The sequence below is a fragment of the Streptomyces xanthii genome, assembly GCF_014621695.1.
In the GTDB taxonomy this organism is placed as follows: Bacteria; Actinomycetota; Actinomycetes; order Streptomycetales; family Streptomycetaceae; genus Streptomyces; species Streptomyces xanthii.
In genome coordinates this window covers 7,487,275-7,513,244 of the sequence record NZ_CP061281.1, presented here as the reverse complement: position 1 = coordinate 7,513,244, position 25,970 = coordinate 7,487,275, and the positions used below count along the sequence as shown (strand labels likewise).

The following is a 25,970-nucleotide window of genomic DNA, read 5'->3' as shown; positions in this document are numbered from 1 at the left end:
GCGCCGAACCGTCCGGTCGGTAGCGTGGCGCGTCCGGTGTGGGAGATGCCCGCGCCGGAAGGTGCCGGAGGGGACCCGATGTCGGAGACAGATCTGAAGCAGCAGCTCGCCGAGCGATACCGCGAGGTCAACGGGGTCCATCCGATGACCGATGCCGATGACGCATATGTCAGCGCGCAGTTCGTTGCCCTGGAGGAGCTGTGCGCGGTCCATGGCCGCGATGCCGATGCGGTCCGCCGGCTGATGCTGGGGCGTCGTCTGCCGCTCCCGGGATATCTGCGCTCCGACGATGCCGAGATGGTGCCGTCCGACCTGTTCGCTCTCGCCGACGAAGCCGGTGGCGTAGAGCTGCTCGAAGCATGGTTCACCGCGCACTGGGCCGACCCGGTCACCGGGAAGGCGGAGTGGAATGCGTATCTCAGTGGACAGTACGTGTGCCTGCACTCGGTCACCCCGGCCGCCATTCAGCGCAAGGACGACCTGACGACCGCGATCAGCGCCGCGCCGAACGAACCGGATGCCGGTTCAGCGCCGCGGCTCGAGCGGCTGCACGCTCTCGTCGACGAACTCGACACGCTGGAACCGGCGTTCACGGCCTACGACCGTCTCCGGTTCGGCGGGCCCACGTCCCGGGACACATGCATCGACGCCGTGCGCGCCCGCTTCCCGCGCCCGTGACCTGGATCCATCGGCCGGTGTTCCGCGGATCGACCACCATCGCGACATGCGCCATCAGGGTCGACGAGCAATGCACCCGAGCGCTCAACGGGTGATCAGCCCCCTGTCACGGCTGGAGATCGGTCACTCCTGCGCCGGTCGCCACGTCGAGGGGCACCGACACCTGGTCGTGCACGATCAGCCACGCCCCGCCGGTCTTGCGCAGGCAGTGGGTGGCCCGGACCCACATGCCGCCGATCACCGTCCCGTCCTTGAGCGTGCCCCCGAGCCGGCCGAAGCCGTGGGCGAAGGCCACGTCGTCGCCCACGGTCACCACCAGGTCGCGCACCTCGTAGGTGACGGTCTCGAAGGCGGCGAAAACGGGGGCCCAGTTGGCGAGTTTGGCGTCGACGCCCACGTGTTGCAGGGGCGGCTGGACGTCGAAGGACACGATGTCCGGTGCGTAGAGTCGCCTCAGGGCTTCGAGGTCCTTCTTCTCCAGCCCTTCGACGAGCTTGTCGATGTGACGACGGATCTCGGCTTCTTCCGTGGCGCGTTGCGTCTCCATGAGTCCCATCTTCCCGTCCGTTGATACCAGTTGATGTGTGCCGTTCCGTACTGTCAGTGCAGGATCTCGACGCGCACGCGCTCGTCGGCCGTCCCGATGTCCCAGTAGCGGGCGGTCCCCCGGGCACTGCCGAAGTCGCCGGTGCCGCCGGTGACGGCCATGTCGAGGGAGCCCGGTCCGCTCGTCCACAGCGACTGCATGGTGAGCGAGCCGCGGTCGAGTTCGATCGTGATCAGGCACTGGGTCGTGGGGGTGTCGCCCTCGACCTGGACGACCTGGCAGGTGCCGCCGCCGTGCCCGACGGTACGGCCGTCCTGCACCGCCGCGCCGGAGTACACGTAGGTGTCGCCCAGGCTCGGCCCTTCGGGTGCCTTGTCGTCGGCGGCGTACTGGTCGTTGCGGACCTTGAGTTCGATCACCTCCGTGCCCCCGTCGTGCGAGGTGTCCGCCGCGGCGCGGGCGGCGGTGCCGGCACCGATCACCAGGGCGGCGGCCACGGCGGCCGCGATCCTCCTGCGCCGCGCCCGTGCGCCGCAGGACCTGTCCTCAAGCGCTCTCCACGGGTTCCTGGACATGGCGTGCTCCTTCGCTGCGATGCGATGCGTTGCTGTCCGGCAGGGGCGAACACCACGACGGTATGCCTGTGGAGCTATCACGTCTAAGATCAATATTGCTATGGAGTGATGCCCTGGAAGGCATGCCCGGCGCGCGGAAACGGTGATGCCGATGGATCTGAACTCACTACGACAATTCCTCGCGGTCGCACGACTGGAGCACCTCAGCCGCGCGGCCGAGGAACTGCGCATCGCCCAGCCCTCACTGAGCCGCACCATCGCCCGACTGGAGAAGGAACTCGGCACTCCACTGTTCGACCGGGCGGGCCGACTGCGGCTCAACGATGCCGGCCGGCTCTTCCGTGACTACGCCGAACGGTCGCTGGGCGAACTGGAGGCGGGCCGGCGCGCGGTGGCCGAACTCGCCGACGAGGGTTTCGGCAGCGTGCGGCTGGCGTCCGAGACCTTCCTGACCTTCACTGGCCCGCTCGCGGCGTACAAGCGGGCCCACCCGGACGTCGAGGTCGAGCTCCACCAGGCACCGGCCGCTGACATGGCCCGACGGCTGCTGACCCAGGAGGTCGATCTGTGCGCGGCCTCGCAGCCGATCCCCGCGGACGGCCTGGAATCGGTCCAACTGCTGGACGAGCCGGTGTGGTTGGTGACGCCGCCCGGGCACCCGCTCGCCGGCCGCGCCTCGGTGTCCGTGCCGGAACTCGCCGGCCAGTCCTTCATCGCCGCCCACCCGGGGCACTGGCAACGCCGCCTGCTCGACCGGCTGTTCGCGGCGCACGACCTCGTGCCGCGGATCGTGTGCGAAGGGGACGAGCTGAGTGCGATCGCGGCCCTGATCCAGGCGGGGCTCGGCGTCGGCCTCGTACCCGACCTCGCCCGGCAGCTCGCCCCGCCCGGCGCCGCCTCCTGGATCGCCGTCGACAGCCCCGAGTGCCGCCGCCGGCTCACCCTGCACTGGGGCGCCGGCACCCGGCTCACCGCCGCGGCCCGCCTGATGCGTACGACGCTCAGCTCCTGGGACTGGACCGCGCGCCCGCCGCGCTGAGGGGTGGCGCCGGCAGGTCAGGCCCGCGGTGCCGCGTTCACCACGACCTTCGTCGGACCGGCTCAGAGCCCCGCGTGTCGTCCTGCGAAGGCGAGGGACGCGCGGAAGAGGTCCTCGACGGCCGGCCCGTCCAGGCCGTACCAGCCGTGGTCGGCGTGCGGCACCACCCGCAGCTCCACGGGTGAACCGGCCTCCCGCAGCGCACGGGCCAGGTCCCGGCTGTGGTCGGCGGGCACCATCGAGTCGTCCTCACCGTGCAGCAGGAGGAAGGGCGGCGCGCCGGCCCGGGCCCGGTGCACGGGGCTCGCCGCCCGCGCGAGGTCGGGTACGCGTGCGGGAGCCGCGCCGAGGAGCAGGGCCTCCATGGTGTCGGGCGCCGCGGGGTCGAACGGCGGGCGGGCGGCGCTGACGTCGGCCGGTCCGTACCAGATGACGGCCGCTGCCGGGCGCGGCCCGTCGTGGGTGAGCGCGAGCAGGGACGCGAGGTGCCCGCCGGCGGACTCGCCCCAGACCACGGTTCGTGCGGTATCGATCCCGAGTTCTTTGTCGCGCAGGGTCAGCCAGCGCAGGGCGGCGCCCAGGTCGTCCAGGGGTGCGGGGAACGTCGCCTCGCCGCTGAGCCGGTAGTCCACGCAGGCCACGGCGAAACCGGCCCGTGCGATGCGTTCGAAGGGGCCCGGGCCCCAGGAGCGGGTGTGGAGCCCCATGTCGTCGCGCCGCCCCCGCCGCCAGGCGCCACCGTGGACGAACAGGACGACAGGGACGGGCTGTTCGCCGGTGGACGGCCCGGGCAGCCACAGATCGAGCTCCAGCGGGCGCCCACCGTCCACGAGTGCGTAGGGAACACCCCGGACCGTCCGCACCCCGTCCGCCCGCTGCGCGAACGGTGGCAGCGCGGCGGTGTCGGGGTGCGGGGCGGGGAGCTGGGCGAGCAGTTCGGGCGGGATCATGCGGTCCTCCACCGGTGTTCTGGGGCAGCCCGGGCGCGACGGGCGGACGGGTTCAGCTCGCGGCGGCCAGCATGGCCGCCGCGACCGCGCGGGCCTCTGTCGCGGGGGCCGTGGTGCGTTCGCGCAGCGCTGTGACGATCGCGCCGTCCATGAGGAGGACGAAGCGCCGTGCGAGGGTCTCGGGCTCCGCGCATCCGTTCTGCGCGAGCAGGTCGGCGACGTAGGCGGTGACACGTTCTTTGTGTGCGGCGGCGGCGCGGTAGGCCGCACTGTCGGTGTCTGCGGTCTCCGCCATGGTGTTGATGAAGGCGCAGCCGCGGAAGTCGGGATTGGCGAAGCGTTCGGTGAGGGCTTCGAAGATGTCCAGGGGGTGGCCGCCGAGGGCGCCCACGCGTTCGGCGAGCCAGGTGCGCCAGGCCTGGTCGCGGCGCTGGAGGACGGCCACGACGAGCTCGTCCTTGCCGGCGAAGTGGCGGTAGAGGGAGGCGCGGCCGACGCCGGACTCGGCCACGATGCGCTCGATGCCGACGGCGCGGATGCCTTCGGCGTAGAAGAGTTCCTCGGCGGTGTCGAGGAGGCGTTCGCGTGCGTGGGTGGCCATGGGGGCCAGGGTAGCCGGATCTTGACGGAGATGGAACCGATCAGTACCGTCTCGGCACAAGGGATTGGAACCGATCGGTACCATCTGGAGGACTCGTGCCGCGCATGCCACAGCTCACCGACGACCCGTCAGGACTTCTCGACCAGACCCGCCGACAGCTCGGCCGGGTGCCCAACCTGTACGCAACCCTCGCCAACTCCCCGGCCGCGCTCGCCGGTTACCTGGCGCTGCGTGATCACCTCGGTCGCGGAGTACTGTCCGCCCGGCTCCGCGAGCAGCTCGCCCTCCTGGTCGCCCAGGAGAATCACTGCACGTACTGCGTGAGCGCCCACACGCTGCGGGGCCGCAAGCTGGGGCTGAGCGACGAGGAGCTGCTCCGTACGCGCGAGGGCGCCGACGACGGGGACGCGCACGCCGATGCCGTGCTGCGGATCGCCCGTGAGGTGGTGCGCACGGGCGGCCGGGTCGAGGACGCCGTGCTGGACGGCGCCCGGGAGCACGGGGTGAGCGATGCCGAGCTCGGCGAGATCGTCGCCCATGTCGCGCTGAACACCCTGTCCAATCACTTCAATCACCTGGCCCGGCCCGAGCTCGACTTCCCGGAGGTGTCGGCATGAGCCGTCAGTGGCGCAAGGGCACGATCGATCTGGTCACCGGCTACGCGGTCTTCAGCGCCGACGGACGGCGGGTCAGCCGTGTCACGGGGGTCGACTTCGCGATCGAGGGCGGTTTCGTCACCATCCGTGTGCCGGGTGTCCCGCGTGTCCAACTGGTCTCGGCACCCGCCGTCCGGCTGATCACCGTCGAGGAGGAGGGCGAGATGGAGGCCTAGCGGGTCCGGAGGCCGTCGATGAGGACGGTCAGGACCTGGTCCGTCTCCTGCGGGGTGTGTTCGTGGGCCCAGGCCGCCGCCGCGATCGTGGCGTACAGCCCGGGTGGCCGTGATGTCGCCTCGTACCTCTCCGGCCTCCTGGGCCCGCTCCAGGAGCCGGCGGCCGGCACCTGCGGCGTGGACCGTGCCTCGACAGTGCCGGCGGGCGGGCCTAGCCTGGTGACATGGCGACCGTGCGGGCCGACGGGCTGCCCCTCGCGTACGACCGTGCGGGGGCCGGGCCGCTCCTGGTCCTGCTGCACGGCGCGGGCGACGACGCCCGCGCGTGGACGCCTCAACTCGACGCGCTGGCCGACGTGTTCACGGTCGTGGCGTGGGACGAACCCGGCACGGGACGCTCCGGCGACCTGCCCGCCGCCTTCACTCTCGCGGACTACGCGCACTGCCTGGCCGCGCTCGTGAGGTCATTGCGCCTCGGTCCCGCCCACGTCGCGGGGCTCTCCTGGGGCGGCACCGTCGCCCTGGAGTTCTACCGCCACCATCCGGACCTCGTCCGCACCCTGGTCCTCGCCGACACCTACGCCGGCTGGAAGGGCTCCCTGCCCACCGAAGAGGTAGCGGCCCGCGTGGCAGGCGTGCGCCGCATGCTCGACGCGCCACCGACCGGGTCCCCGGCGATCGCCGTACCGGGACTGTTCGCGGGTGCGCCGCCCGCCCCGTACGTTCCGCTGCTCGACGCGATGGCCGCGGCCGCACGGCCGGACACCCTGCGGGCACAACTGGCCCTCATGGCCGAGGCCGACCAGCGGGACCTCCTGCCCACCGTCTCGGTGCCGGCCCTCCTGCTGTGGGGCGAACAGGACGTACGCTCCCCGCTCACCGTCGCCCGGCAGTTCCAGGCCGCGATCCCGGAAGCCGAACTCGTCGTCGTCCCCGGCGCAGGACACCTCAGCAACCTCGAACGGCCCGAGGACTTCAACCGAGCCGTACGAGATTTCTGCCGTCGGCACTCATGAGACGCCTCCTGCCGGGCCACGCCGCACCGCTGCTCACCGCGACCCGGCAGCGACCACTTTCGCCGAGATGGGCTCCAGCACTGCGATCAACTCGGCGAGATCGGCGGGCGCGAGCGCCTCGTACGGTGCGGCGGCGAGGTCGTCGGTGAGTGCTTCGATGCGCTGCTTGGTGGCGCGGCCCGCGTCGGTGAAATACCCGTCCGCGTCGACGATCCCGCGCTCGCGCAGCCCGTCCATGACCGCGGCCAGCCGCTCCTTCGGGAGGTGGTGGATGCGGCCGAAGGACTCCGGCGGATGGATGCCCTGCTCCAGCGCGGACAGCACATGCGCCTCCGTACCGCCGATGCGCTCGCTCAGCAGAGCTGCGATGTGCCCGTCGCCGCGGTGTTCGCGCAGCACGGTCGCACAGTGCCACAGCCGGGCGACCGGGTCCTCGGGCACGGGGACGGTGCGCATGGCGGCGTACATGACGCGGCCTTCCGTGGGCGCGCTCCTGGCGGCTTCGGCGGTCAGGTCGGCGGCGCGCACCAGGCCCGGGGAGCCGGCCAGTTCGGCGCCGAGGATGCGTCGCAGCGAGGCCGCGCTGCCCCGTTCGCGCGCGGCGAGTGACTCCTCGGGCGGGATCGTCTCCCAGGCGCGGGGGATGTGCCGTGCGACCTCCCCGTCGGCGAAGTTGTAGAACGCCGCGTGCACGACCTGCGCCGGGACCCGTCCCAGGGGAGCGGCGCGACTGGCGAAGTAGCCGTCCCAGTAGGTGCGGTGGCCGAGCGCGGCGAGCTCCTGGTTGCACTCCTCGGCGAAGAACGTGACCAGACAGAGGGGTTCCAGGAGCTCGTACATGCGGCGGGCGATCGGGGTCATGCCCTCCATCATGCCCGCGTCCGGGCCGCCCTGCGGGGAACGGCACCCGGCCCGGGCGGACGACGGCCGGCGACGTGTCGATCCCACTGCACGAGGCGCGTCGACGGCGCGTGTGAGGGCGCGGGCCCTCCCGCGCGTGCGGGAAGTGTGGCCCACCCGTGGCGACTTCGTGACCCCGGACGAGCCGACCCGCTGCCATACTCCTCGCCGCACCACCAACTGCACGGGCTCTCACGGCAGTTGCCACAACGCGGACGGGGGCTGACCTTCCTCGTCCCTCCATATCGGCCAGGAAGGCTGCGCTTCTCATGGAAGGCACCATCGACGGGTTCACTTACGGGGCAGTGACACCCGCCGTCGGGTACGCCATGGCGTACTTCGGCAGCGCCCTGGGGCTGCGCTGCACGACCCGTTCCCTCAGGTTCGACCGCTCACGGCGCCGCCCTGCCTGGCTGGCGCTCGGCGCCGGGGCCATCGGCTCGGGCATCTGGACGATGCACTTCATCGCGATGATGGGCTTCAGCGTCGTCGGCGCGCCCGTCGAGTTCGAGTGGACGATGACCTACGCCAGTCTGGTCGTGGCCATCGCCGTGGTCAGCGTGGGCGTGTTCATCGTCGGTTTCCAGGGTCCGACCGTGCCGGCGCTCCTGGCCGGCGGCGTCATCACCGGCCTGGGAGTCGGCGGCATGCACTACATGGGCATGGCCGCCATGACCGTACGCGGGGCCTCGCTCGACTACGAGACCTCCACCGTCGCGCTGTCGCTGGTCATCGCCGTCGTGGCCGCGACCGCGGCACTGTGGGCGGCGGTTCAGGACAAGGGCCTCGCCTGGAGCCTGGGCGCGAGCCTGATCATGGGCGTCGCGGTGACCGGCATGCACTACACCGGCATGGCCGCCCTGAAGGTCCACCTGCACTCGGGCGGCACCTCCGCTTTCATCACCAGCTCGTCCTTCGACATGCTCGTCCCGATGCTCATCGGCCCCCTGGCCTTCCTCGTCATCGCGGGCGCCATCGTGATGTTCGACCCGCTGATGGTGATGGGCCCCACCCGGACCGGGCGGCTTCGCCCTCGGAACGCCTCAGTGTGGACGTGCCGTCCCTGGCGCGGCGCGAGCGTTCCACGCAGCCCGCCGGCATGCCGGGGCAGGCCCGCCACAACGGGAACGCGTACGCCGACGACCGGTTCTCCGCGTTCCGGCCCTCCGCGCCCGGGCGGGACGAACGCCCACGCCCCGGCAGCCACCGCCGGACCTGACACCCGCAGGCGCTCAGGTCGTCCCGCGCGCCACTCCTACGCGCCCCGCTCCGTCGCGTCACGGAGCCTCGCCTGGATGAGCTTCATCGCTTCCCTCGCCGGCAGGTCCGTCAGCCCCTCCGTGAGCGGAAGGTGCGTGGGGCAGAACCACTCGCAGTTCTCCGGGTGACCGGCCCAGTCGTCCGGATACGTCGTCGTGGCCTTGAAGTACACAAGGGTGAAGTCCTCGTACGCGAAGTCCGAAAGCTGGTACGGGACACGACATATAGGACAGAAGGGCGGCATCATCGGGGGTGCTCTCACTCTCTGACGGGTCGACAGCTGATCACTGGTCACCGTAGCCAACCCACGTACACAGACGCGGACAGAGACACCCGATCGACTTCCCCTGGAGGACGACGACATGGCACTGGACCTCTTCGCAGGGATCCCTGTCACCGATTACGCCGTGGCCCTGCCCTGGTACGAGCGGCTCTTCGGCGCCCCGCCGTCGATGCAGCCGAACGACATCGAGGCGGTGTGGGAAGTGGCGGAGCACCGGCACGTCTACATCGTGGAGGACACGCAACGGGCGGGGAACGCCCTGGTGCTGTCGTTCGTCGACGACCTCGGCGAACGAGTGGCCGGGGCCGCTCAGCGGGGCATCGAGCCGGTGAGCCGCGAGACCTACGCCGGTGGCGTGACCAAGGTCGTCTACCGGGACGCGGACGGCAACGAGATCAGTTTCGGCGGCGAATCGAAGTGACGGAACCCGTGCGAGCCGAACAGGGCGGAGTCGTCACAGGTCCAGGCCCGCGCGGCCGATGTCGAGAAGGTCCGGGTCCTGGGCCACGAGCGCCTGCTCGAATTCCTGCCAGCCCCTGGCCCGGACGAAGTCGGCCTCGGCGGACGTGAGGGGAACGAGCCAGACGATCGCGACCTCGCTGCCGTTCTCGATCGTCACGGAGGCGAACGCGTCGTCGAAGCAGACCGGCAGCGCGGCATAGAGAGCCGTCTTGCTTCCCCCCGGGAGCGGAACCGGCAGCGGGATCACGTCCCCGCGCAGGACCGCGTGCCCCGACTCCACCATGCGCTCGGCCACGAACTCCACGACGGCGGGCAGCGGGCCGTAGTCCTCGCTGTCCTGCACGTAGTCGCAGGCAAGGAGTTCCAGGTGGTAGTGGCGATCGGAGTCCGGTGACCGCAACGGCGTCCGCGACAGCCCGATCGTGGTGAACGCCTGCACCCGCTCGAGCCGGCCGTCCCGGAACGCCGCCACCTGCGGAGTGCCGGCCGGCGCGCCGTCACGTGTCGACCAGGCGCCGGCCATGCGTCCGAGCCGGCTCTCCAGGTGATCGATCAGCTCCGGCACCGGGCACTCCTCGTCTTCGTGTCGGCCTCGCACCCCCGACACTAATCGCGCGGGCTGCGAACCCTCCCCTCAGCCCCTCCGGCCGGCCGCGATCCAGGCCAGTCCCACGAGAGCGGTGACGGTGGCGAGGGCGGCGTAGGCGAGGGTGTAGGAGGTCGAGGCGGCGACCGCGCCGGCCGCGAGCGCGCCGAGTCCGGTGCCGGCGTCGAAGCCGACGTTCCAGGCCGTGCCGACCGTGGACCGCGCGTCCTCCCCCGCGGCAGTGAAGGCGTGTACGAGGGTGAGGTTCTGCAGGCCTCCGTAGGCGACGCCCAGCGTGAGCATGCCGCCGATCAGCAGTGCGCCGGCGAAGGCCTCCGAGTCACTGGCCGTTCCGGCGCCGATCGCGGTGAGTCCGGCGGCGCCGAGCAGGAGGAGGGGTGCGATGGCCGGGGCCGCGCCGCGCCGGTCCGCGAACCCACCGAAGGCCCAGCGGCAGAACGCCGAGGCCCCGGTGAACGCCAGGAGCGCCACGACCACGACCGCCGGGCCGGGGGCGAGGTTCGGGGTGAAGGTGATGACGGCGCCGCCGGCCGAGGTGATCGCGAGCAGTGCGGCGATCGGCCCGGTCAGAGCGCGGCGCAGATGGGCGTGGTCGGGTGGCGGACCGGACGGACCGCCATCCGCGACGGGGCGGTCATGGGTGTGCAGGGCGCGGGCCACCGAGGGAGCGAGCACGATGGCGAGCAGGGGAATGGCGGCGGCGATGAACACCAGCCCGTACCCGACGCTTTCGGCGAGCCAGGGCGCGACGGGGATGAGCAGGAACTGAGGTGCCGCGATGGCGAGTCCATAGGCTCCGACCGCGCGGCCGCGGCGCGCCGGCTCGACGAGCGCGGCGACGCCCATGGCACCGCACACGGTGATGATCCCGAAGCCGAGGCCGCGTATCGCCGCGAGCGCCGTCACCGCGCGCACGTCGTCGGTGAGGAGGTGGGCCGGCGCGGGCGCTCCGAGCAGCACGGCCCCGAGCACGAGTGTCCGACGCCAGCCGTTACGCCGCAGGGCTCGCCCGACGAGGAGTTGGGCGACCACGGTGCAGAGCATCATCACGGCGTTGACGACACCGGCCCCCAACTCGTCGGCCCCACCCTCGAGCACCCAGAGCGGGGCGACCGGCATCAGCAGCGAGACACCGGCGAACCCGAGCCCGGTCGACCCGAGCAGCGCGGGCATCCCCCGAGCGCGCCAGACCGACGGGACACCCGGGGCGCCGTCGGTCAGATCATGAGTGCGTCTGTCCAACATCATCAAACGGTATACCGAACGGGACGGCACCCGTGATCCCCCGACGAAGGGTCACGGGGCGCCGTCGCGTCCGTCGCGCGGCGCGAAAGCCGTCAAGGCGTCCGTGTCCGTGGCTCGGGCGTGCAGGTAGTAGGCGGACCAGGCGGTGATGTCGGGGTAGGTGGAGTCGCGGGTCAGTCGGGTGGTTGCGGCTTCGAGGTCGTAGGGGGTGACGCGGAGGGATGTTCCGGGGCCGAGGAGGGCCCAGTGGGCTCCGGTGCGGCCGTAGGGCATGCCGATGCTGCCGGGGTTGACGATCAGCCGGCCGTGGGCCAGGCGGACGTACGGCATGTGGGTGTGGCCGCAGACCACGGTGCTGATGTCGGTTTCGAGTCCGTCCAGGACTTCCGCCCAGCGGTCGAGGCGGGAGTCGACCAGGACGACCTCCTCGTCGTCGCGCGGGGTGGCGTGGCAGAACAGGGTCTTTCCGAGTCCCTTCACGGAGAGGGTGAGGGATCGTGGGAGCGCGGCGAGGAGGGCAAGGTCGGTGTCGCGGAGTTGGCCGGCCGCCCAGGGGGCGATCGGGTCGGGGATGGTGTCCCGTAGGCCCCGGCGGTATTCGAGGAGTTCGCGGTCCGCGTTGCCGCTGATCCAGCTCACGCGGTCGCCGAGACCGGTCAACAGGTCCAGGACCTGGGTCGGTTGCGGGCCGGCGGTGATGTCGCCGGTCAGCACGATGCGGTCCGCGGAGCGGACGTCCGGCTCGGCGAGCACCGCCTCCAGGGCGGGCAGGACTCCGTGGATGTCGGACAGGACGGCTACTCGGTTCAGCATGGGCACCACGGTGGGGTGCGGGCCGGGGCGTCGTCCCGGCTTTCGCCCGGCGCGTAGCGGCCTGCGCGGAAGGCCGCGTGGTGCGTGGTCCCGCCGGGTCAAGGGATTCGTCCATGTGGCGGCAGGTGAACGTTTCCGCAGTTCACGGGCGCATTCAGATGTACATGATCTTGAAGCCCTCCCGCTCCGGGAACCCCCTCACCGCCCCCTCGGAGGTGGCCGCTCGTGGTCCTCGTCATCGTCGTCGCCGTACTGGCCCTGCTCGCCGGGCTCGCCGCCAACCGCTGGCTGCGACCATGGCTGCTGAACGAGGACGACGGCACGGGCATGGCCGTGAAGGACCTCGTCGGCCCGCTCCTGACGATGACCGTCCTGCTGCTGAGCTTCGTCCTCGTCACGGCCAACGGCTCGTACGGGAAGGCCGAGGTGGCCTCCCGCGGCGAGGCCCGGGCCCTGGACCAGATCGTGGAGACGGCCGAGTACGCGCCGGACTCCGAGCGCGCCCGGATCCAGGCCGCGGCCGTCTGCTACGCCCGCGCCGTCCGCGTCCGCGAGTGGCCCGCGATGGCCGACGGTGAGGGGTCCCCGGCCCCGAGCGTGTGGTCCACGGACTTCCGGCAGACGTTCGAGGAGCTCGCGGGCCAGCCCGTGTTCGGAATGCTGGTCGCCGCCGACAACAAGCGCTCCGACGAGCGCGAGGAGCGCCTCACGCAGGCGACCGCCAGCATTCCCAGTGCCATCCTCTGGTTCCTGCTCATCACCCTGGTCATCACCGTCGTGGCCCTCGGCATCTGCCTGCCCCGCAAGAACAACCGCGGCCAGCTGATCGCGCTCGTCGTCATCACCGCGCTCCTGACGACGGCCCTGTGCGTCATCCGGGACGTCGACCGTCCCTTCGGCGGCATCATCGACGTCAAGCCGACCTCGATCACCGAGGCCGAGCGCCAGGCGACCCGCGACTTCCTCGCCCACCACCCGGCCTCCGCGCTCCCCTGCGACGAGCAGGGCGACCGCCGGTCCGTCTGAGGCCGAGCGTCCGCCCCGGTCCAGGCCCGGGACCAGGGCGGACGCCGTGAACATATGACTGTTGCCGTCCCGGGAGTGACCTCCCGCCCGATCGGAGCGGCACTCCCCTCCGGCACCGGCACACGCGGATATACAAGGTCCATCCTGTTGATCAACTGATGGGCCATCACCATGTTCACCGCAGTCCTGCGCGTTCTCGCCGCCGCCTCGCTCGCCACGGGCCCGCTCGCCCTCGCCGCCCCGGCGGACGCCGCCGACCGCACGACCACCGCCGTCGCGCAGGCACCGGACACCGGTCCGTGCGGGCCCGTCACCGGGTTCCACCCGTTCGACTGGTGGCGCACCACCACCTCCCCCGCGATCGCTCCGGCCGTGCACCGCGCCGCCGTCGAGGAGAACTGGCAGTGGCGCGACGACACCAACACCCTCTGGCGCGGCGACACCCGGGAGAACGTCGAGCAGCTCTTCGAGGACGGCTTCGCGCCGCGCGGCGAGGCCATGACGCCGCTCGCCGAGTACATCGTCAAGGGCGGCGGCCAGAACACCGCGCACCTCAGCACGAGTTGTGAGAAGTGGGTCGCGGAGAAGTTCGCCACATACGGCGCCGCGAAGACCGGCTGGGTGTACGAGATCGAGGCGCCGGGCGGCATCGACGTCAACGCCACCGCGCACCTCAACGGGTACGAGTCTCCCTACCTCTGGAACAAGGAGATCGACTTCCCCGGCGGCATCTCCGGCAGCCACATCAAGGGTGCCTGCAAGTACCACCTCGTGAAGACCGACCCGGACACCAAGATCAACACGTACGAGAACCTGGGCTGCCGCACCAACAAGGACTTCGAGCCCACCCTGGCGGCCGCCCGCTGACGAGCGGCCGCTCCGCGTCACCGCGGCCGGGCGTCGACGAGGCCCGGCCGCCGGGCCGCCACCCCGTCGAGCAGGCGGCGCCGCTGGTCCGGGTCGCCGGCCGCCGTCACGGCGGTGAGCGCCATCGCCGCGGCGGCGTCGAGGACGGCCCGGTCGGCGCCCGGGCTCTTCCCGTAGGCCGCGAACTCGGCGGTGTGCTGCTTCGCTCCCCCGGTGTCGTAGCCGATCGTCGGGTGGATGGACGGGACGAGGCGGGACACGTTGCCCATGTCGGTGGAGGCCATCGTCTCGCCGTGGCGGGAGCGCGGGTCGCGGCCGAGGGAGCGGGCCGCCGCCGTGTAGGCCTCCGTGAGACGGCCGTCCTGGCGGAGTTCCGCGAAGTCCTTGCCGTGGGGCTCCAGTTCGAGCCGGGCGCCGGTCGCGAGGGCGCCGGCTTCGAAGCAGGCGTGGACCCGGTCGCGTACGAGGGCGAGCTGTTCGAGGTCGGGGGCGCGGATCTCGTAGCGGGCGCGGGTGAGTTCGGGGATGACGTTCACGGCGTCGCCGCCGGCCGTGATGACGCCGTGGACCAGGGAGCCGGGCGGGAGCTGCTGGCGCAGCAGGCCGATCGCGGTCTGGGCGACGGTGAGGGCGTCGAGGGCGTTCACGCCTTCCCAGGGGGCGAGGGCGGCGTGCGCGGGGCGGCCGTGGAAGGCGACGTCCCAGGCGCCGATGGCCAGGGACGAGGCACCGACACTGTCCTCGGGGGCGGCGTGCGCCATCATCGCGACGGCGACGTCGTCGAAGACGCCGGACTCCAGGAGCAGGACCTTGCCGCCGATGTCCTCCTCGGCCGGGGTGCCGATCAGACGGACCGTGATCCCGAGCCGGTCGGCGACGGCGGCCAGGCCGAGGGCGGCGCCGACGGACGCGGCGCCGTTCACGTTGTGCCCGCAGGCGTGGCCCAGGCCCGGCAGGGCGTCGTACTCGGCGCAGAAGGCGACGACGAGGTCGCCGGTGCCGTACGTCGCCTGGAGCGCCGTGGGCAGTCCGGCCAGGGGGCGGACGACGGTGAAGCCGGCCGTGTCGAGGAGGGCGGCGACACGGGCCGCCGACCGGTGTTCCTGGAGGGCCGGCTCGGCGTCGTCGTGCAGGCCGTGGCTGAGCTCCGTCAGCTGTCCGGCATACGTGCGGACAGCGTGCAGGACGGCTTCGCGGAGGGTGTCGGGGGCGGGGGCGGGGGCGGTCATGCGGGGTCTCCGTCGACGGTGAGGGGTTCCAGTGCGGCGAGGGCCGGGGCGTGGCCGGCGCCGTAGGCGAGGGCCACGGCCGAGCCGAGCAGGGCGACGGCGGCGCAGGCGCCCCAGCTCCACAGGAACCCGTCGAGGGCGATGTGGGCGCCGAGCCGGTGCGCGGCGAACAAGGCGCCGATGGCGGCCGCGCCGATCGCGGCGCCCAGGGAGAGGGCGAGTTCGTTGAGGCCGACGGCGAGGGCGGTCTGGTGGGCGGGCACGATCTCGGCCGACAAGGTGCGGGTGATGGACTCGAACAGTCCGGTGGCCAGACCGACGAGGAGGGCGCAGGCCACGTACTGGGGCAGCGTGGCGTGGAAGAGGAGCATGCCGAGGAAGCCGAGGGCGATGAGCGCGCCGCCGGTGCCGAGCACGGCGCGGTCGCCGATCCGGCGGGCCAGGCGCGGCGTCGCGGCCGACCCGGCGAAACCCGCGACGACCATGGCGAGGGAGACCGTGGCGATGGCCTGCGGGCCGAGGCCCATGCCGTAGCCGGTCTCGTCCGGGTCGGCGCCGAGGAACAGGGCGTTCGCGCCGAGGAAGCCGATCGTGCCGAAGGCGGCGCAGAAGGTGTGGGCGCTGACCACGGCGAGACGGCGCTCGCTCAGCATGCGGACGTTGACCAGCGGGTGCTCCGCGCGCCGTTCGACGGTCGTCCAGGCCGCGAGGACCAGGACGGCCGCGGCGCCGAGGACGAGCGTGCGGGGAGCGGTCCAGCCCCAGGTGCCGCCCTGGGCGAGGACGAGGACGAGGGCGGTCAGGCCGACGGTGAGGAGGCAGGCCGCGCCGTAGTGGAAGCGCCCGCCGCGGGGTCCTTCGCTGTCGGGCAGTGCGATGCCCGCGGCGACGGCGAGCACGGCGACGGGGACGGCGGTCCAGAGCCCGGCGACGGCGTGCTGTTCGCTGAGCGCTCCGGCGACGAGGCCGCCGACACCGATGGCGATGAGCAGGGCGCCGACAAGGAGCGACATGCCGGTGCGGCCTCGTTCGGGGGCGCGTGAGCGCAGGATCCCGGCGAGCAGCGGGAAGAAGCCGACGACGGCGCCCTGGAGCACCATGCCCACGGCCAGCGTCAGGGGCGTGGGCCGCAGCGCCATGAGCAGGGAGCCGAGCGCGACCATGGCGAGGGCGATCCGCAGCAGCCGGCGGTGACCGTGCAGGTCGCCGAGGCGGGACAGCAGCGGGGTGAGCACGGCGAACGCCGCCTGCGCCAGCAGGTACAGGTTGTTCTGGCCGACGCCGTCGATGCCGAGGCGGGCCCCGAGCTCGGGCAGCAGCGGGGTCAGGTAGCCCTGTACGACGCCGCTGAACACGACGACGACCGCCATCGCGGCGAGCATGCCGCGACCTGTGCCGACGCGGCTGCCCGCGCTCGTTCTTGGGATCACCGGGACTGAGTTCACAGTGCGCACCCTTTCTGGTGGCCGGAACCGAAAGTGCTGGCTACTGTGCTCGCCACGGCCGCAGCGGCCCGGAAACTCGATGGAATCGTGCACGAGGAGGACGGCGGATGCGAGAAACGGTCATCAGCGAGCTCGATCTCGCTCTGGTGAACGCGCTGCAGCTGCGGCCGCGGGCCGCCTGGGCCGAGCTCGCCGCGCCCCTCGGTGTCACCGCGGGCACACTGGCCCGGCGCTGGGACCGGCTGTCCGCCGAAGGGCTCGCCTGGGTGTCGGCGTCGCCCGGCCGCGAGTTCTCACGGACCCGCTGCACCGCGTTCGTGCTGCTGCGCTGCCGGCCCGGGACCCGGCGGCGGCTGGCCGAGCGGCTGTGCGCCTTCGAGGAGGCGGCCACGATCGAGCTGACCGCACCGGGCAGCGCCGACCTGCTGCTCGACGTGCTCGCCCCCGACCTGCCGGCCCTCGGCCGTTTCCTCACCGAGGAGCTCGAGCCGCTGCCCGACCTCCTCTCCGTCGACTGCCTCTTCGCCACGTCCCTCTACGTCGAGGGCAGCCGCTGGCGTCTTCGCTCCTTGGACCCGGCCCAGCTCACCGCCCTCGGCACGGGCGGACCGGGCGGCCCGGAAGCGGCCCCCACCACCGAGCTGGACACGGTGGACCGTGCGCTGCTCCACGCCCTCGTGCGCGACGGGCGGATGGGGCTCTCCGCGCTCGCCGAGCACGCGGACAGCAGCCCCGCGACGGTACGGCGACGGCTGCGGCGGCTGACCGACTCGGGCGTGCTGACCTTCCGCTGCGACGTCGCCGACGCGCTCGCGGGACGGCCTGTGCCCGTCTCGCTCCTGGGCCGCGCGCCCGCCCGGGACACCGCCGCCGTGCACCGTACGCTCGCGGCGCTGCCCGAGTGCCGGCTGGTCGCCGCCGTCACCGGCTCCTCGAACATCTTCACCACGCTCTGGGTGCACGACCTGGGCGACATCCAGCGCCGCGAGACCGCGCTGTGCGCCCGTCTCCCCTCGCTGACGGTCACGGACCGCATCGTGGGTCTGCACACCGTGAAGCGCATGGGGCATCTGCTGACCGACGACGGCCGCCGCACGGGAGTCCGCCCGATCCGCCCCTGGTGAACTCCCGTCGGAAGGCGCCCACTTCTACCCTTCTCGCTCTTCCTCCGCGGGCGGTGCGGCGTCGGCGGCTCTGCGGCGCCACGCCCGCGCCTGCCGGTCGTACCCCTGGCGCTCCGAGAGCTCCGCCAGTCGCCTCATCGCCCCCACGTGCCCCGCCTCGGCGGCTTTCTCGTACCAGCCCTGCGCCGCGTACAGGTCGCCCCGCAGTTCCTCGGAACGGCCCAGCGCCAAGTACGCGTTGACGTCCCCCTTCCGGGCGCGCCGGGTCAGCCAGCTCTCGAGCTCGGCCAGCAACTCGGAACCGTCGAGCAGCGCGGTGAAGTGCCGGCCGCCCTCGTCGTCGCCCGCGAAGGCCGACCTGCGGTACCAGGACTTGGCCGCCTCCCTGTCCCCCTGCTCCATGGCGAGGGCCCCGAGGGTGTTCATCGCGGCGGTGGAGCCCCCGGCCGCCGCCCGCCGGGCCCATGTCTCGGCGTCGGCCGAATCGCCCCGCCGGTACAGCAGTTGCCCCAGGGCGTACGCGGCGTCGGCGAGTCCCGCCTCCGCGGCCCTGCGGAACCATGTCTCGGCCTCTTCCTCGTCGTCCCGCTCCTGGCACGCGGCCCCGAGAACGGCCATGGCCTGAGGGTTGCCCTCGTCGGCCGAACGCCGGTACCAGAGAAGGCCCTCGGCCTCCTCCCCGCGCGCCCGCATCAGGTACCCGACCATCTCCATCGCCCGCACATGGCCCGCTCCGGCCGCCGCCCGCAGCAGCGGCTCGGCCTCGGCGCTCCGCCCCCACTCGTGGAGCAGCACGCCGAGGGTGACGGCGGCGTCGGGGTGTTCCAGTTCGGCCGCACGCCTCAGCCACCGCTCGCCGCCCGTCCGGTCGTCGTGCGTGCCGAGATGCAGGCCGTAGCGGAACGCCGCCACGGCGTCCCCGGCCTCCGCCGCCTCGCGCAGGCGCCGGACCGCCTCGCCCCGCGCCTCGCCGTTCGCGCTCCCCCGCACGGCCGTCCCCCTCCGGATCGTGTGCGAGGCCGGAGCCCCGCCCGCGGTTCACACCACCGGGGGAACAGACGCGGGAACCGTCGGGTCCGTTCCTGCGTGACCCCCTGTGTTGCCGACCGACCCTGGGGGACGGGATGAACGCTCGAACACTGGCTCCGACGCTGGTGAAGCTGGCCGTGACGACCTGCGTGGTCCTGGGCGCCGTGGCGTGCGGGCCGGGCGACTCGAAGGACGATGCCGCGTCGAAGCCCTCGCGGGCCTCGTCGTCCGCGCGGACCGAGGCGCCTGCTGCCACGCCGTCGCCGTCCGCTCCGGCCGAGCAGCCGTCCTCCGCGAAGCCGTCGGCCGAACCGACCGGCGACCGGGCCGCGCCCAGGACGAAGGAGGCCGCGATCAAGCGGTACGAGGAGTTCCTCCACGCGGTGGGCCGGGAGGACATCGACACCGTCTGCGAGATCTCCGGGCCGGCCGCGAAGCAGGCGGAGGACGAGGGGTTCGGGCCCTGCACCTCGACGTTCCGCATCACGTTCCAGATGTTCTCGCCGGAGCAGAAGAAGGCCCTTCGGACCGCGACGGTCGACCCGCAGGGCGTGATGGTGCGCTCGGCGGACAACGTCGAGATCCCGACCTCCGCGGTCAAGGCCTCCGTCACCTTCACCGAGGAGCAGCTCGGCAGCAGCACCCTCGAGTACCTCGAGGACAACTGGTTCATCACCGACTGACCCGGAGCCCCGGCCTACGGCACGGAGCTCCGGCGGGGGGCGATCCCCGCTTCCGGGCCGCGTCAGCGCGTCGTGTAGCCGCCGTTGGCGAAGATGGTCTGGCCGGTGACCCACCAGCCGTCGGTCGCCAGGAAGGTCACCAGCGGCACGATGTCCTCGATCTTCGTGAGGTCGCCGCCGAGCGCCTGCGACTTGTGGAAGGCGACCCGCTCGGGGGTCTCCTGGCCGTAGAAGAACGGGGTGTCCATGGGGCCGGGCGCGACGTTGTTGACGGAGATGCCGCGCTCGGCGAACTCCTTGGCGGCGGCGCGGGTGAAGTGTTCGACGGGGGCCTTGGCGCCGGCGTACGTGGAGTAGCCGTCGGTGAAGGCCGCGAGCAGCGAGGTCACGATGGTGATGACCTTGCCGTTGTCGTCGAGGTGGCGGCCGGCCTCGCGGATGAAGAAGTAGGCGGCCTTGGAGTTGACCGCGAACATGCGGTCGTACTCGTCCTCCGTGGTGTCGACGATGGGCTTGCGCAGCACCATGCCCGCGGTGTTGACGGCCACGTCGATGCCGCCGAAGTGGTCCTTGGCGACGGTGAAGAGCCGCTCCACCTCGTCGACCTTCGTGAGGTCGCCCTGGACGAGGAGCCCCTTGCCGCCCGCTTCCTCCACGGCTCGCAGGGTGTTCCTGGCGTCGGGCTCGGTGGCGTCCGAGTGGTAGTGGACGACGACGTTCGCCCCCTCGGCGGCGACCGTGGTGCTGAGCAGTCCGCCGAGGTTCTTGGCGCCCGCGCCGACGAGGACGGTCTTCCCGGACAGCGTGTGGTTCGAGGTCATCGCGGTGGTTCCTTCCGAAGCGATGCCGGGGGCATGGGTGTCTGGATGCCCGGCTGGTTCCTGTGACACCAACATCGCCGGTGGGACGGCCCGGATTCTTGAACGATCCGGCGGTCCTGGAACAAACGGCTCACGAACCGGCGCCCCGGGCGGGCGGTCCGTGCGGCTCGGCTGCGGGCACGGTCCGCGCGGGCTCAGAATGGTGGGGTGAGCACGTCACTGATCAAACCGCATCTGGTGCGTCTGTCCGGCAGCGGCGAGGGGCTCGGGCACGCGGTGGTCGAGCGCGACAGGGAGCTCGGGGCGGGCCGGCATCCGGTGGCCCAGCCTCCGGTCGGTCCCAGTGCGCACATTCTGGCGGTGCACTCCGGGACGTCGACGAATCTCGCCTGGTCGGCGGACGGATTCGCGCGGCGTGAGCGCTTCCACCGGGGCCAGTCGCTGATCAATCCGGCGGGCTGGGCGTGCCGGCCGCGCTGGCAGGAGGACGTCGAGCTGATGCTCGTCGCGCTCGACCCGGTCTGGCTGGAGAAGCTCGCCGCCGAGGCCGGGTTGCCGGGTTCCCTGGAGATCACCCCCAGCTTCCGGCTGAGCGACCCGTTCCTGGCCATGATGGTGGAACGGCTCGTCCTGGAGTACGAGCAGCCGGGGCCGGCGGATCTCCTCTACGCGCAGTCGCTGGTGCAGGCGGTCGCCGCGCACGTCATCAAGGTGTCCGCCGCCCGGGGCGGTCCTGACCCGGGGCCGTCCGCCGCCCTGCCGCCGCGCCGCCTCGCACACGTCCTGGACTACGTCCACACCCATCTCGGTGAGCCGATCACGCTGGACACGCTCGCCCGCCTCGCGGGCGTCAGCCCGTCCCACTTCGGCCGCGTCTTCCGGGCCTCGACCGGGCACTCCCCGCACCAGTACCTGATGCGCAAGCGGCTCGACCGGGCCCGCGCCGCGCTGATCGACACGGACACCCCCATCGCCGTCATCGCCGAGGTCTGCGGCTTCGCCGACCAGAGCCATCTGACCCGGACCATGCGCCGGCACCTCGGTCTCACCCCGCGAGCCCTGCGCGCCACGGCTCCGCGTGCGGGTGGTGCCGGCCCGGCCTAGCGTGGCCGCATGTGTACACGTGTCCTGTGGCAGGCGGACGGTCAGCCGGTCGTGGTCGGCCGGAACATGGACTGGAAACAGCGCCTGGACACCAACCTGTGGGTGCTGCCGCGCGGCGCGGAGCGGACCGGCACGGGCCCGGACGATCCGCGGCCGCTGCACTGGACCGCCCGCCACGGCAGCGTCGTGGCGACGGCGTACGACGCGGCCACCACCGACGGCGTCAACGAGGCCGGGCTCGCCGCACACCTGCTGTGGCTGGCCGAGTCCGACTACGGCGACCGCGATCCCGCGCGCCCGGCGCTGAGTGTCTCGCTGTGGACGCAGTACTTCCTGGACCGCTTCGCCACCGTCTCCGAGGCGGTGTCCTCCCTGGCCGCCGAGCCGTTCCAGGTCCGGCCGCAGGGCGACACCCGGTCCGGGACCTGGAGCACGGTGCACCTGGCTCTCGACGACGCGACGGGCGACTCGGCGATCATCGAGATCCTGGACGGTGAGCCGCGGATCCACCACGGCCGCACGTACACCGTGATGACCAACTCCCCGCCCTTCGACGAGCAGCTCGAACACCTCAACCAGTACGAGGGCTTCGGCGGCGCCCGGCCCCTGCCCGGCACGACCGAGGCGGCCGACCGCTTCGTGCGCGCCGCCTACTACCTGCGGCGGCTCCCCGCCGCCGAGACCCCGGCCCACGCCTACGCCGCCCTGCTCAGCGTCATGCGCAACGCCGCCCAGCCCTTCGGCACGCCCGACCCGGCCCGCCCCAACATCTCCATGACCATCTGGCGCACCCTCGCCGACCTCACCCACGGCGTGTACGCCTTCGAGTCCTCCTTCAGTCCCGACATCGTCTGGACCCGTCTCGACGCCGTCGACTTCACCCGCGCCGCCCGCCTCGACCTGAGCGCTGAGGGTCTCGCCGGCGACGTCACCGCCCGCTACGAGCCCTGCGAGCCGTTCCGGTTCTCCGTGGCCTGAGTCGAGGACCCGACCCCCGCGTCTTGGCACGTTGTGCCACTCAGGCATATGTTGACACGCAGGGGTCGTCATGGGCGAGAAGCCTCCGGCGGCCGCACCACGCCGTGAAGGAGCGATCGTCGACATGTCTCGTACGCATCTGGTGACCGGAGCCGCCTCCGGTATAGGCAAGGCCACGGTGGAGCGGCTGCGCGCCGCCGGGCACCGGGTCATCGGGGCCGACCTCAAGGGCGCCGACATCTGCGCCGACCTCGCGACAGCGGAGGGTCGCGCCGAACTGGTCGAGCGGGTTGCCGAGTTGACGGGCGGTCGGCTCGACGCCGTGATCGCGTGCGCCGGCCTGTCCCAGTTCTCCCCGCTCACCGTGCGCGTGAACTGCTTCGGCGCGTTCGCGACGCTGACCGGGCTGCGCCCGCTGCTCGCGGCCGGCACCGACCCGCGCGCGGTCGTGATCTCCTCGGTCGCCTCCGTGCACCCCGCCGACCAGGCGATCGTCGACGCGGTGCTCTCCGGTGACGAGGACGCCGCGGTCGCCGCCGCCCAGGCCGCCGCCGACCGCGGCGAGGGCCACGTCATCTACGGTTCCAGCAAGCAGGCCGTCGCCCGCTGGCTGCGCCGCACGGCGGTCGGCGAGGAGTGGGCGGGCGCGGGCATCCCGCTCAACGCCATCGCGCCCGGCACCATCGTGACGCCCATGACCCAGCCGATGCTGGACGACCCCGAGATGCGCAAGGTCGTCGACGCGAGCGTGCCGATGCCGCTGCACGGACACGCCACGCCCGAGCAGGTCGCGCCGCTCCTGGAGTGGCTGACCTCTCCGGCCAACACCCATGTGACGGGCCAGGTCGTCTTCATCGATGGCGGGGCCGACGCGGTGCTGCGCGGGGACGGTGCCTGGTGACCTCTTCCCGGCACACCCTGACGCGTTCCGTCGTGCTCCCGGCCGCGCCCGCCGACGTCTGGTCGGCGATCGGCGACTTCCACGGGCTCGGCGACTGGCACCCGTACGTGCCCCCGTCCACGACCGACGCCGAGGACGACGGCATCCGGGTCTTCACGGTCGAGGGCAAGGTCGTGGCCCGGGAGAAACTCCTCGCGCCGGTCCTCGGCGTCGAGGACCACGCGGCGTACACGTACACGGTCCTCGACCCGATGCTGCCGATCGCGGACTACGTCGCCACGCTCGCGGTCCGGCCCCACGCGGAGGGCTCCGAGGTGGTGTGGTCGGCGCGCTACGAGTCCACCGAGGAGGCGGCCGCTCAGGTGGAGGCCGTCTTCGGTGACGGCACGTACGGCACCGGACTGGCGGCCCTCCAGGCCAAGTTCGGCTGACGGGCGCGGGCAGACCGGGCAGGAGGTGGTCGGCGCCGGGTCGCGCGCCGACCACCCCCGTCCACGGCTACCGCCCCGGCGGGAGCGGCGCGGGGACCGGCTGGAAGGTGGAGCCGTACATCGGCAGGTGGATGTCCTCACCGTGGCGGGCGAGTTGGGCCCAGGGGCGGTTGAGGCCCGCCGAGCCGTGGGCGCGGACCCGGGTCACGGCATCCAGGTCGAGGACGTCGACGAGGACCTCCTCGCCGGGGCCGGCCTGCTGGCGGACGATGCCTTCGGGGTCGACGATCGTGCTCGCGCCGACGCCGGCGGGGTCGGCGGCGTTCAGGTTCACGACGTAGACCTGGTTGGTCCAGGCGTTGGCGCGGGCGCAGACGAGTTCCATCTCGCGGTCGCGGGTGGTGGTCAGGGTGGGCTGGATGATGACCTCGGCGCCGAGCCAGGCCAGTTGCCGTGCGGTCTCGGGGAAGGATCCGTCGTAGCAGATGGCGAGCCCGGCGCGGCCGATGCCGGGCAGGTCGAAGACGACGAACTCGTCACCCGGGGTGGTCTGTTCATAGGGCTGCCAGGGGAAGACCTTGCGGTAGCGGGCGGCGATCTCGCCCTCCGGTGAGATCGCGAGGGCCGTGTTGTACGGGTCGCCGCCCGGGTTCTGCTCGTACACGGTGCCGGGGACCAGCCACAGGCCGGTCTCGCGGGCCAGGGCGCAGATCCGGTCGGTGAGCGGGCCCGGGACGGTGACGGCGTTCCGCCGCGCCCAGTCGGGGCGGGCCTGCAGCAGGGGCGCCTCTGCGGCGAGGAACAGTTCCGGCACAACCACGAGTTGGACGTGCGGGAACGTGTCGCGCACGGCCCGCACGCGGTCGCTGAATCGCTCCCAGGTGGCCTCCAGGTCGTACGGGACGGGTGTGGTCTGGACTGCTGCGATCGTGAGGGTGCGCATGGTGCTCAGGGTTCTCTTCTTTCGGTTGCCGTGCCCGCGGTTCGGGACCGGCCGGGTCAGTTGTCCGTGACGGAGACGCGGGTCACGGCGGTGCGGCCGCCGCGGAAGAAGCCGGCGTGGCGGGGGCGGACGACGCAGACCATCACGACGGCGCCCAGGACGATCGAGCCGACGCCCAGGAGGAACACGCCGCCGATGCCGCCGAGTCGGGTGGATCCGTAGGCGGGGTCGGCCATGTCGTAGGCGCTGCGGGCGAAGGCCGCGAGCATCATCAGGCCGCCGAGCGCCGGGAAGACGCCCTTGAGGAGCGCGTCGCGTACCGAGCGGGTGAGGTCGCGGCGGAAGTGCCAGGCGCAGGCGAGGCCGGTGACGCCGTAGTAGAAGGCGATGAGCAGGCCGATCGAGAGGACGGCGTCGGCGAGGAAGTCGGCGGACAGCAGGGTGAGCAGGACGAGGAATCCGGCCGCCACGACGCCGAAGAAGACCGTGCCGAAGGCGGGCGTGCGGTGGCGCGGGTGGATGCGGGCGAACGCGGCGGGGAGGGCGCCGTGCGCGCTCATCGACAGCGTCGTGCGCGGGGTGGAGGTGGAGCAGGTCAGCAGTGCGCCGATGGCGGAGACGGCGATCGCGAGGGTCACCAGCTTGGCGAACGCGTCGCCGAGGACGGCGGGCGCCAGGCCGGTGAGCACGTCGGCCGCCGTGTCCGGGTCGGCGAGGCGGTGGCCGGCACTGGCCGTGCCGGCGAAGGAGACGGTGGCGAAGGCCGTGAACAGGTAGGTGACCAGCAGGACGAGCGTGGACACGAGGGCGGCCCGGCCCGGGGTGCGCGCGCTGTCGACGGACTCCTCGTTGAACGTGATCAGCGCGTCCCAGCCCCAGTAGATGAACAGGCAGAGCAGTACGGCCTCGGCGAACGGGCCGAATCCGCCGACGGCGAAGGGGTTCAGCCAGGCGAGCGAGACGCCGGCCGCGCCTTCGTGGGTCAGGGCCGCGGCGCCGAAGGCGAACAGGGCGAGCAGTTGCAGGCCGAGCATCACGTACTGGACGTGGGCGGCGAGCTGCACCCCACGGTGGGCGACCGCGGTGCTCAGGGCGATCAGGACGACGGCCACGGCGGTGACGGCGGTGGTGCTGTCGGAGGCTCCGACGAGGCCGAGGAGGGCCGATGCGCCGACCTCGGCGAGCGCGGTCATCGCGACGACGGTCGCGAACAGGACGGTCCAGCCGCCCGCGATCCAGCCGACGGCCGGGCCGAACACCCGGGTGTTCCACACGAACGTCGTCCCGCAGTCCGGCATCTCCCGGTTGAGCTCACGGAAGGCGAAGGCAGTCAGGAGGATCGGGACGAAGCCGAGGAGCAGGGCGGCCGGTGCCAGGTCGCCGATCACGAGGGTCACCAGGCCGAGCGTCACCGCGATGCTGTACGCGGGCGCGACCGAGGCGAGGCCGAGCGCGACGGTGGCGAGCAGGCCGACCGAGCCGTCACGCAGCCCCTTCGAGGGTGGGGATTGCACAGTCATGACGGCCTCCGGCAGGGCGTTTCGGGCAGGGCGGGGGAAGCGGGCGGGGTCTCTCGGATCA

The 25,970-nt window shown here is 72.4% G+C and carries 28 protein-coding genes and 1 pseudogene; 15 read left to right on the top strand and 14 right to left on the bottom strand.

Features of this window, described 5'->3' with window-relative positions:
• Nucleotides 1–78: 78 nt before the first annotated feature.
• The gene (locus IAG42_RS34115; protein WP_188340820.1) at nucleotides 79–678 is read left to right on the top strand and encodes a DUF6058 family natural product biosynthesis protein; all 600 of its coding nucleotides are present in this window, start codon (nucleotides 79–81) and stop codon (nucleotides 676–678) included.
• A 106-nt stretch (nucleotides 679–784) separates the two neighbouring features.
• Here IAG42_RS34115 and IAG42_RS34110 read toward each other — a convergent pair whose 3' ends face one another.
• Nucleotides 785–1,225 carry a YybH family protein gene (locus IAG42_RS34110; protein ID WP_188340819.1) on the bottom strand — a complete coding sequence of 147 codons (441 nt, stop codon included), beginning with the start codon at nucleotides 1,223–1,225 and terminating at the stop codon, nucleotides 785–787.
• 53 nt (nucleotides 1,226–1,278) lie between these two features.
• Complete coding sequence (locus IAG42_RS34105; protein ID WP_188340818.1) at nucleotides 1,279–1,800, bottom strand: allene oxide cyclase barrel-like domain-containing protein; 522 nt, start codon at nucleotides 1,798–1,800, stop codon at nucleotides 1,279–1,281.
• Nucleotides 1,801–1,951: 151 nt separating this feature from the next.
• Between IAG42_RS34105 and IAG42_RS34100 the strand changes: the two genes are divergently transcribed.
• Complete coding sequence (locus tag IAG42_RS34100) at nucleotides 1,952–2,839, top strand: LysR family transcriptional regulator (RefSeq protein WP_188340817.1); 888 nt, start codon at nucleotides 1,952–1,954, stop codon at nucleotides 2,837–2,839.
• 62 nt (nucleotides 2,840–2,901) lie between these two features.
• Here IAG42_RS34100 and IAG42_RS34095 read toward each other — a convergent pair whose 3' ends face one another.
• Together IAG42_RS34095 and IAG42_RS34090 are read right to left on the bottom strand one after the other, a co-directional pair.
• Nucleotides 2,902–3,789, bottom strand: a complete 888-nt coding sequence (locus IAG42_RS34095) for an alpha/beta hydrolase (protein WP_188340816.1) — start codon at nucleotides 3,787–3,789, stop codon at nucleotides 2,902–2,904.
• Nucleotides 3,790–3,841: 52 nt separating this feature from the next.
• Complete coding sequence (locus IAG42_RS34090) at nucleotides 3,842–4,390, bottom strand: TetR/AcrR family transcriptional regulator (protein ID WP_188340815.1); 549 nt, start codon at nucleotides 4,388–4,390, stop codon at nucleotides 3,842–3,844.
• Nucleotides 4,391–4,494: 104 nt separating this feature from the next.
• Between IAG42_RS34090 and IAG42_RS34085 the strand changes: the two genes are divergently transcribed.
• The 3 genes from IAG42_RS34085 to IAG42_RS34075 all read left to right on the top strand — a co-directional run bounded on the left by IAG42_RS34085 (nucleotide 4,495) and on the right by IAG42_RS34075 (nucleotide 6,238).
• On the top strand, nucleotides 4,495–5,007 hold the full coding sequence (locus tag IAG42_RS34085; RefSeq protein WP_223206281.1) for a carboxymuconolactone decarboxylase family protein: 513 nt from the start codon (nucleotides 4,495–4,497) through the stop codon (nucleotides 5,005–5,007).
• Nucleotides 5,004–5,222 (top strand): hypothetical protein, encoded by a 219-nt coding sequence (locus IAG42_RS34080; protein WP_188340813.1) that lies wholly within the window; start codon nucleotides 5,004–5,006, stop codon nucleotides 5,220–5,222. The genes IAG42_RS34085 and IAG42_RS34080 overlap by 4 nt, the downstream gene beginning before the upstream one ends.
• A 224-nt stretch (nucleotides 5,223–5,446) precedes the next feature.
• Nucleotides 5,447–6,238: an alpha/beta fold hydrolase gene (locus IAG42_RS34075; RefSeq protein ID WP_188340812.1), complete on the top strand. Its 792-nt coding sequence runs from the start codon at nucleotides 5,447–5,449 to the stop codon at nucleotides 6,236–6,238.
• Between the two features lie 33 nt (nucleotides 6,239–6,271).
• On the opposite strand, the gene IAG42_RS34070 is transcribed toward IAG42_RS34075, so the two are convergent.
• Nucleotides 6,272–7,099 carry an SCO6745 family protein gene (locus IAG42_RS34070; RefSeq protein WP_188340811.1) on the bottom strand — a complete coding sequence of 276 codons (828 nt, stop codon included), beginning with the start codon at nucleotides 7,097–7,099 and terminating at the stop codon, nucleotides 6,272–6,274.
• A 308-nt stretch (nucleotides 7,100–7,407) separates the two neighbouring features.
• On the opposite strand from IAG42_RS34070, the pseudogene IAG42_RS34065 reads away from it, so the two are divergent.
• Nucleotides 7,408–8,145 (top strand): annotated as a pseudogene (locus IAG42_RS34065) (MHYT domain-containing protein); the annotation flags it as partial.
• Nucleotides 8,146–8,760: 615 nt separating this feature from the next.
• Entirely contained in the window at nucleotides 8,761–9,102 is a 342-nt protein-coding gene (locus tag IAG42_RS34060; protein WP_188340809.1) for a VOC family protein, read from the top strand.
• A gap of 33 nt (nucleotides 9,103–9,135) precedes the next feature.
• Here IAG42_RS34060 and IAG42_RS34055 read toward each other — a convergent pair whose 3' ends face one another.
• From IAG42_RS34055 to IAG42_RS34045, 3 genes are all read right to left on the bottom strand, one after another.
• Complete coding sequence (locus tag IAG42_RS34055) at nucleotides 9,136–9,708, bottom strand: suppressor of fused domain protein (protein ID WP_188340808.1); 573 nt, start codon at nucleotides 9,706–9,708, stop codon at nucleotides 9,136–9,138.
• A gap of 69 nt (nucleotides 9,709–9,777) precedes the next feature.
• Nucleotides 9,778–10,995: an MFS transporter gene (locus tag IAG42_RS34050; RefSeq protein WP_223206280.1), complete on the bottom strand. Its 1,218-nt coding sequence runs from the start codon at nucleotides 10,993–10,995 to the stop codon at nucleotides 9,778–9,780.
• 51 nt (nucleotides 10,996–11,046) lie between these two features.
• The gene (locus IAG42_RS34045) at nucleotides 11,047–11,808 is read right to left on the bottom strand and encodes a metallophosphoesterase family protein (RefSeq protein WP_188340807.1); all 762 of its coding nucleotides are present in this window, start codon (nucleotides 11,806–11,808) and stop codon (nucleotides 11,047–11,049) included.
• 225 nt (nucleotides 11,809–12,033) lie between these two features.
• Between IAG42_RS34045 and IAG42_RS34040 the strand changes: the two genes are divergently transcribed.
• The gene (locus IAG42_RS34040) at nucleotides 12,034–12,834 is read left to right on the top strand and encodes a bestrophin-like domain (protein ID WP_188340806.1); all 801 of its coding nucleotides are present in this window, start codon (nucleotides 12,034–12,036) and stop codon (nucleotides 12,832–12,834) included.
• Between the two features lie 171 nt (nucleotides 12,835–13,005).
• Nucleotides 13,006–13,701, top strand: a complete 696-nt coding sequence (locus IAG42_RS34035; RefSeq protein WP_188340805.1) for a scabin-related ADP-ribosyltransferase — start codon at nucleotides 13,006–13,008, stop codon at nucleotides 13,699–13,701.
• A 17-nt stretch (nucleotides 13,702–13,718) separates the two neighbouring features.
• Here IAG42_RS34035 and IAG42_RS34030 read toward each other — a convergent pair whose 3' ends face one another.
• Together IAG42_RS34030 and IAG42_RS34025 are read right to left on the bottom strand one after the other, a co-directional pair.
• Complete coding sequence (locus IAG42_RS34030) at nucleotides 13,719–14,930, bottom strand: M20 family metallopeptidase (RefSeq protein ID WP_188340804.1); 1,212 nt, start codon at nucleotides 14,928–14,930, stop codon at nucleotides 13,719–13,721.
• Nucleotides 14,927–16,312 (bottom strand): MFS transporter, encoded by a 1,386-nt coding sequence (locus IAG42_RS34025; protein ID WP_188340803.1) that lies wholly within the window; start codon nucleotides 16,310–16,312, stop codon nucleotides 14,927–14,929. Before IAG42_RS34025 ends, IAG42_RS34030 begins: the two co-directional genes overlap by 4 nt.
• 170 nt (nucleotides 16,313–16,482) lie before the next feature.
• Between IAG42_RS34025 and IAG42_RS34020 the strand changes: the two genes are divergently transcribed.
• Nucleotides 16,483–17,499: an Lrp/AsnC family transcriptional regulator gene (locus IAG42_RS34020; protein WP_188340802.1), complete on the top strand. Its 1,017-nt coding sequence runs from the start codon at nucleotides 16,483–16,485 to the stop codon at nucleotides 17,497–17,499.
• A gap of 24 nt (nucleotides 17,500–17,523) precedes the next feature.
• On the opposite strand, the gene IAG42_RS34015 is transcribed toward IAG42_RS34020, so the two are convergent.
• Entirely contained in the window at nucleotides 17,524–18,489 is a 966-nt protein-coding gene (locus IAG42_RS34015) for a tetratricopeptide repeat protein (protein WP_188340801.1), read from the bottom strand.
• Nucleotides 18,490–18,623: 134 nt separating this feature from the next.
• On the opposite strand from IAG42_RS34015, the gene IAG42_RS34010 reads away from it, so the two are divergent.
• A complete protein-coding gene (locus IAG42_RS34010; protein ID WP_188340800.1) occupies nucleotides 18,624–19,211 on the top strand; it encodes a hypothetical protein in 588 nt (195 codons plus the stop codon).
• A gap of 62 nt (nucleotides 19,212–19,273) precedes the next feature.
• Here IAG42_RS34010 and IAG42_RS34005 read toward each other — a convergent pair whose 3' ends face one another.
• Complete coding sequence (locus IAG42_RS34005; protein WP_188340799.1) at nucleotides 19,274–20,032, bottom strand: SDR family oxidoreductase; 759 nt, start codon at nucleotides 20,030–20,032, stop codon at nucleotides 19,274–19,276.
• 207 nt (nucleotides 20,033–20,239) lie between these two features.
• Here IAG42_RS34005 and IAG42_RS34000 point away from each other — a divergent pair, with 207 nt between their 5' ends.
• The 4 genes from IAG42_RS34000 to IAG42_RS33985 all read left to right on the top strand — a co-directional run bounded on the left by IAG42_RS34000 (nucleotide 20,240) and on the right by IAG42_RS33985 (nucleotide 23,446).
• Complete coding sequence (locus tag IAG42_RS34000; protein WP_188340798.1) at nucleotides 20,240–21,136, top strand: helix-turn-helix domain-containing protein; 897 nt, start codon at nucleotides 20,240–20,242, stop codon at nucleotides 21,134–21,136.
• A gap of 9 nt (nucleotides 21,137–21,145) precedes the next feature.
• On the top strand, nucleotides 21,146–22,114 hold the full coding sequence (locus tag IAG42_RS33995) for a linear amide C-N hydrolase (protein ID WP_188340797.1): 969 nt from the start codon (nucleotides 21,146–21,148) through the stop codon (nucleotides 22,112–22,114).
• A gap of 124 nt (nucleotides 22,115–22,238) precedes the next feature.
• Nucleotides 22,239–23,015 (top strand): SDR family oxidoreductase, encoded by a 777-nt coding sequence (locus tag IAG42_RS33990; RefSeq protein ID WP_188340796.1) that lies wholly within the window; start codon nucleotides 22,239–22,241, stop codon nucleotides 23,013–23,015.
• Complete coding sequence (locus IAG42_RS33985; protein ID WP_188340795.1) at nucleotides 23,012–23,446, top strand: SRPBCC family protein; 435 nt, start codon at nucleotides 23,012–23,014, stop codon at nucleotides 23,444–23,446. Before IAG42_RS33990 ends, IAG42_RS33985 begins: the two co-directional genes overlap by 4 nt.
• Before the next feature lie 67 nt (nucleotides 23,447–23,513).
• Here the strand turns inward: IAG42_RS33985 and IAG42_RS33980 are convergent, their stop codons facing one another.
• Complete coding sequence (locus IAG42_RS33980) at nucleotides 23,514–24,389, bottom strand: carbon-nitrogen hydrolase family protein (RefSeq protein WP_188340794.1); 876 nt, start codon at nucleotides 24,387–24,389, stop codon at nucleotides 23,514–23,516.
• Between the two features lie 56 nt (nucleotides 24,390–24,445).
• Nucleotides 24,446–25,909, bottom strand: a complete 1,464-nt coding sequence (locus tag IAG42_RS33975; RefSeq protein ID WP_188340793.1) for an APC family permease — start codon at nucleotides 25,907–25,909, stop codon at nucleotides 24,446–24,448.
• Nucleotides 25,910–25,970: the final 61 nt, after the last annotated feature.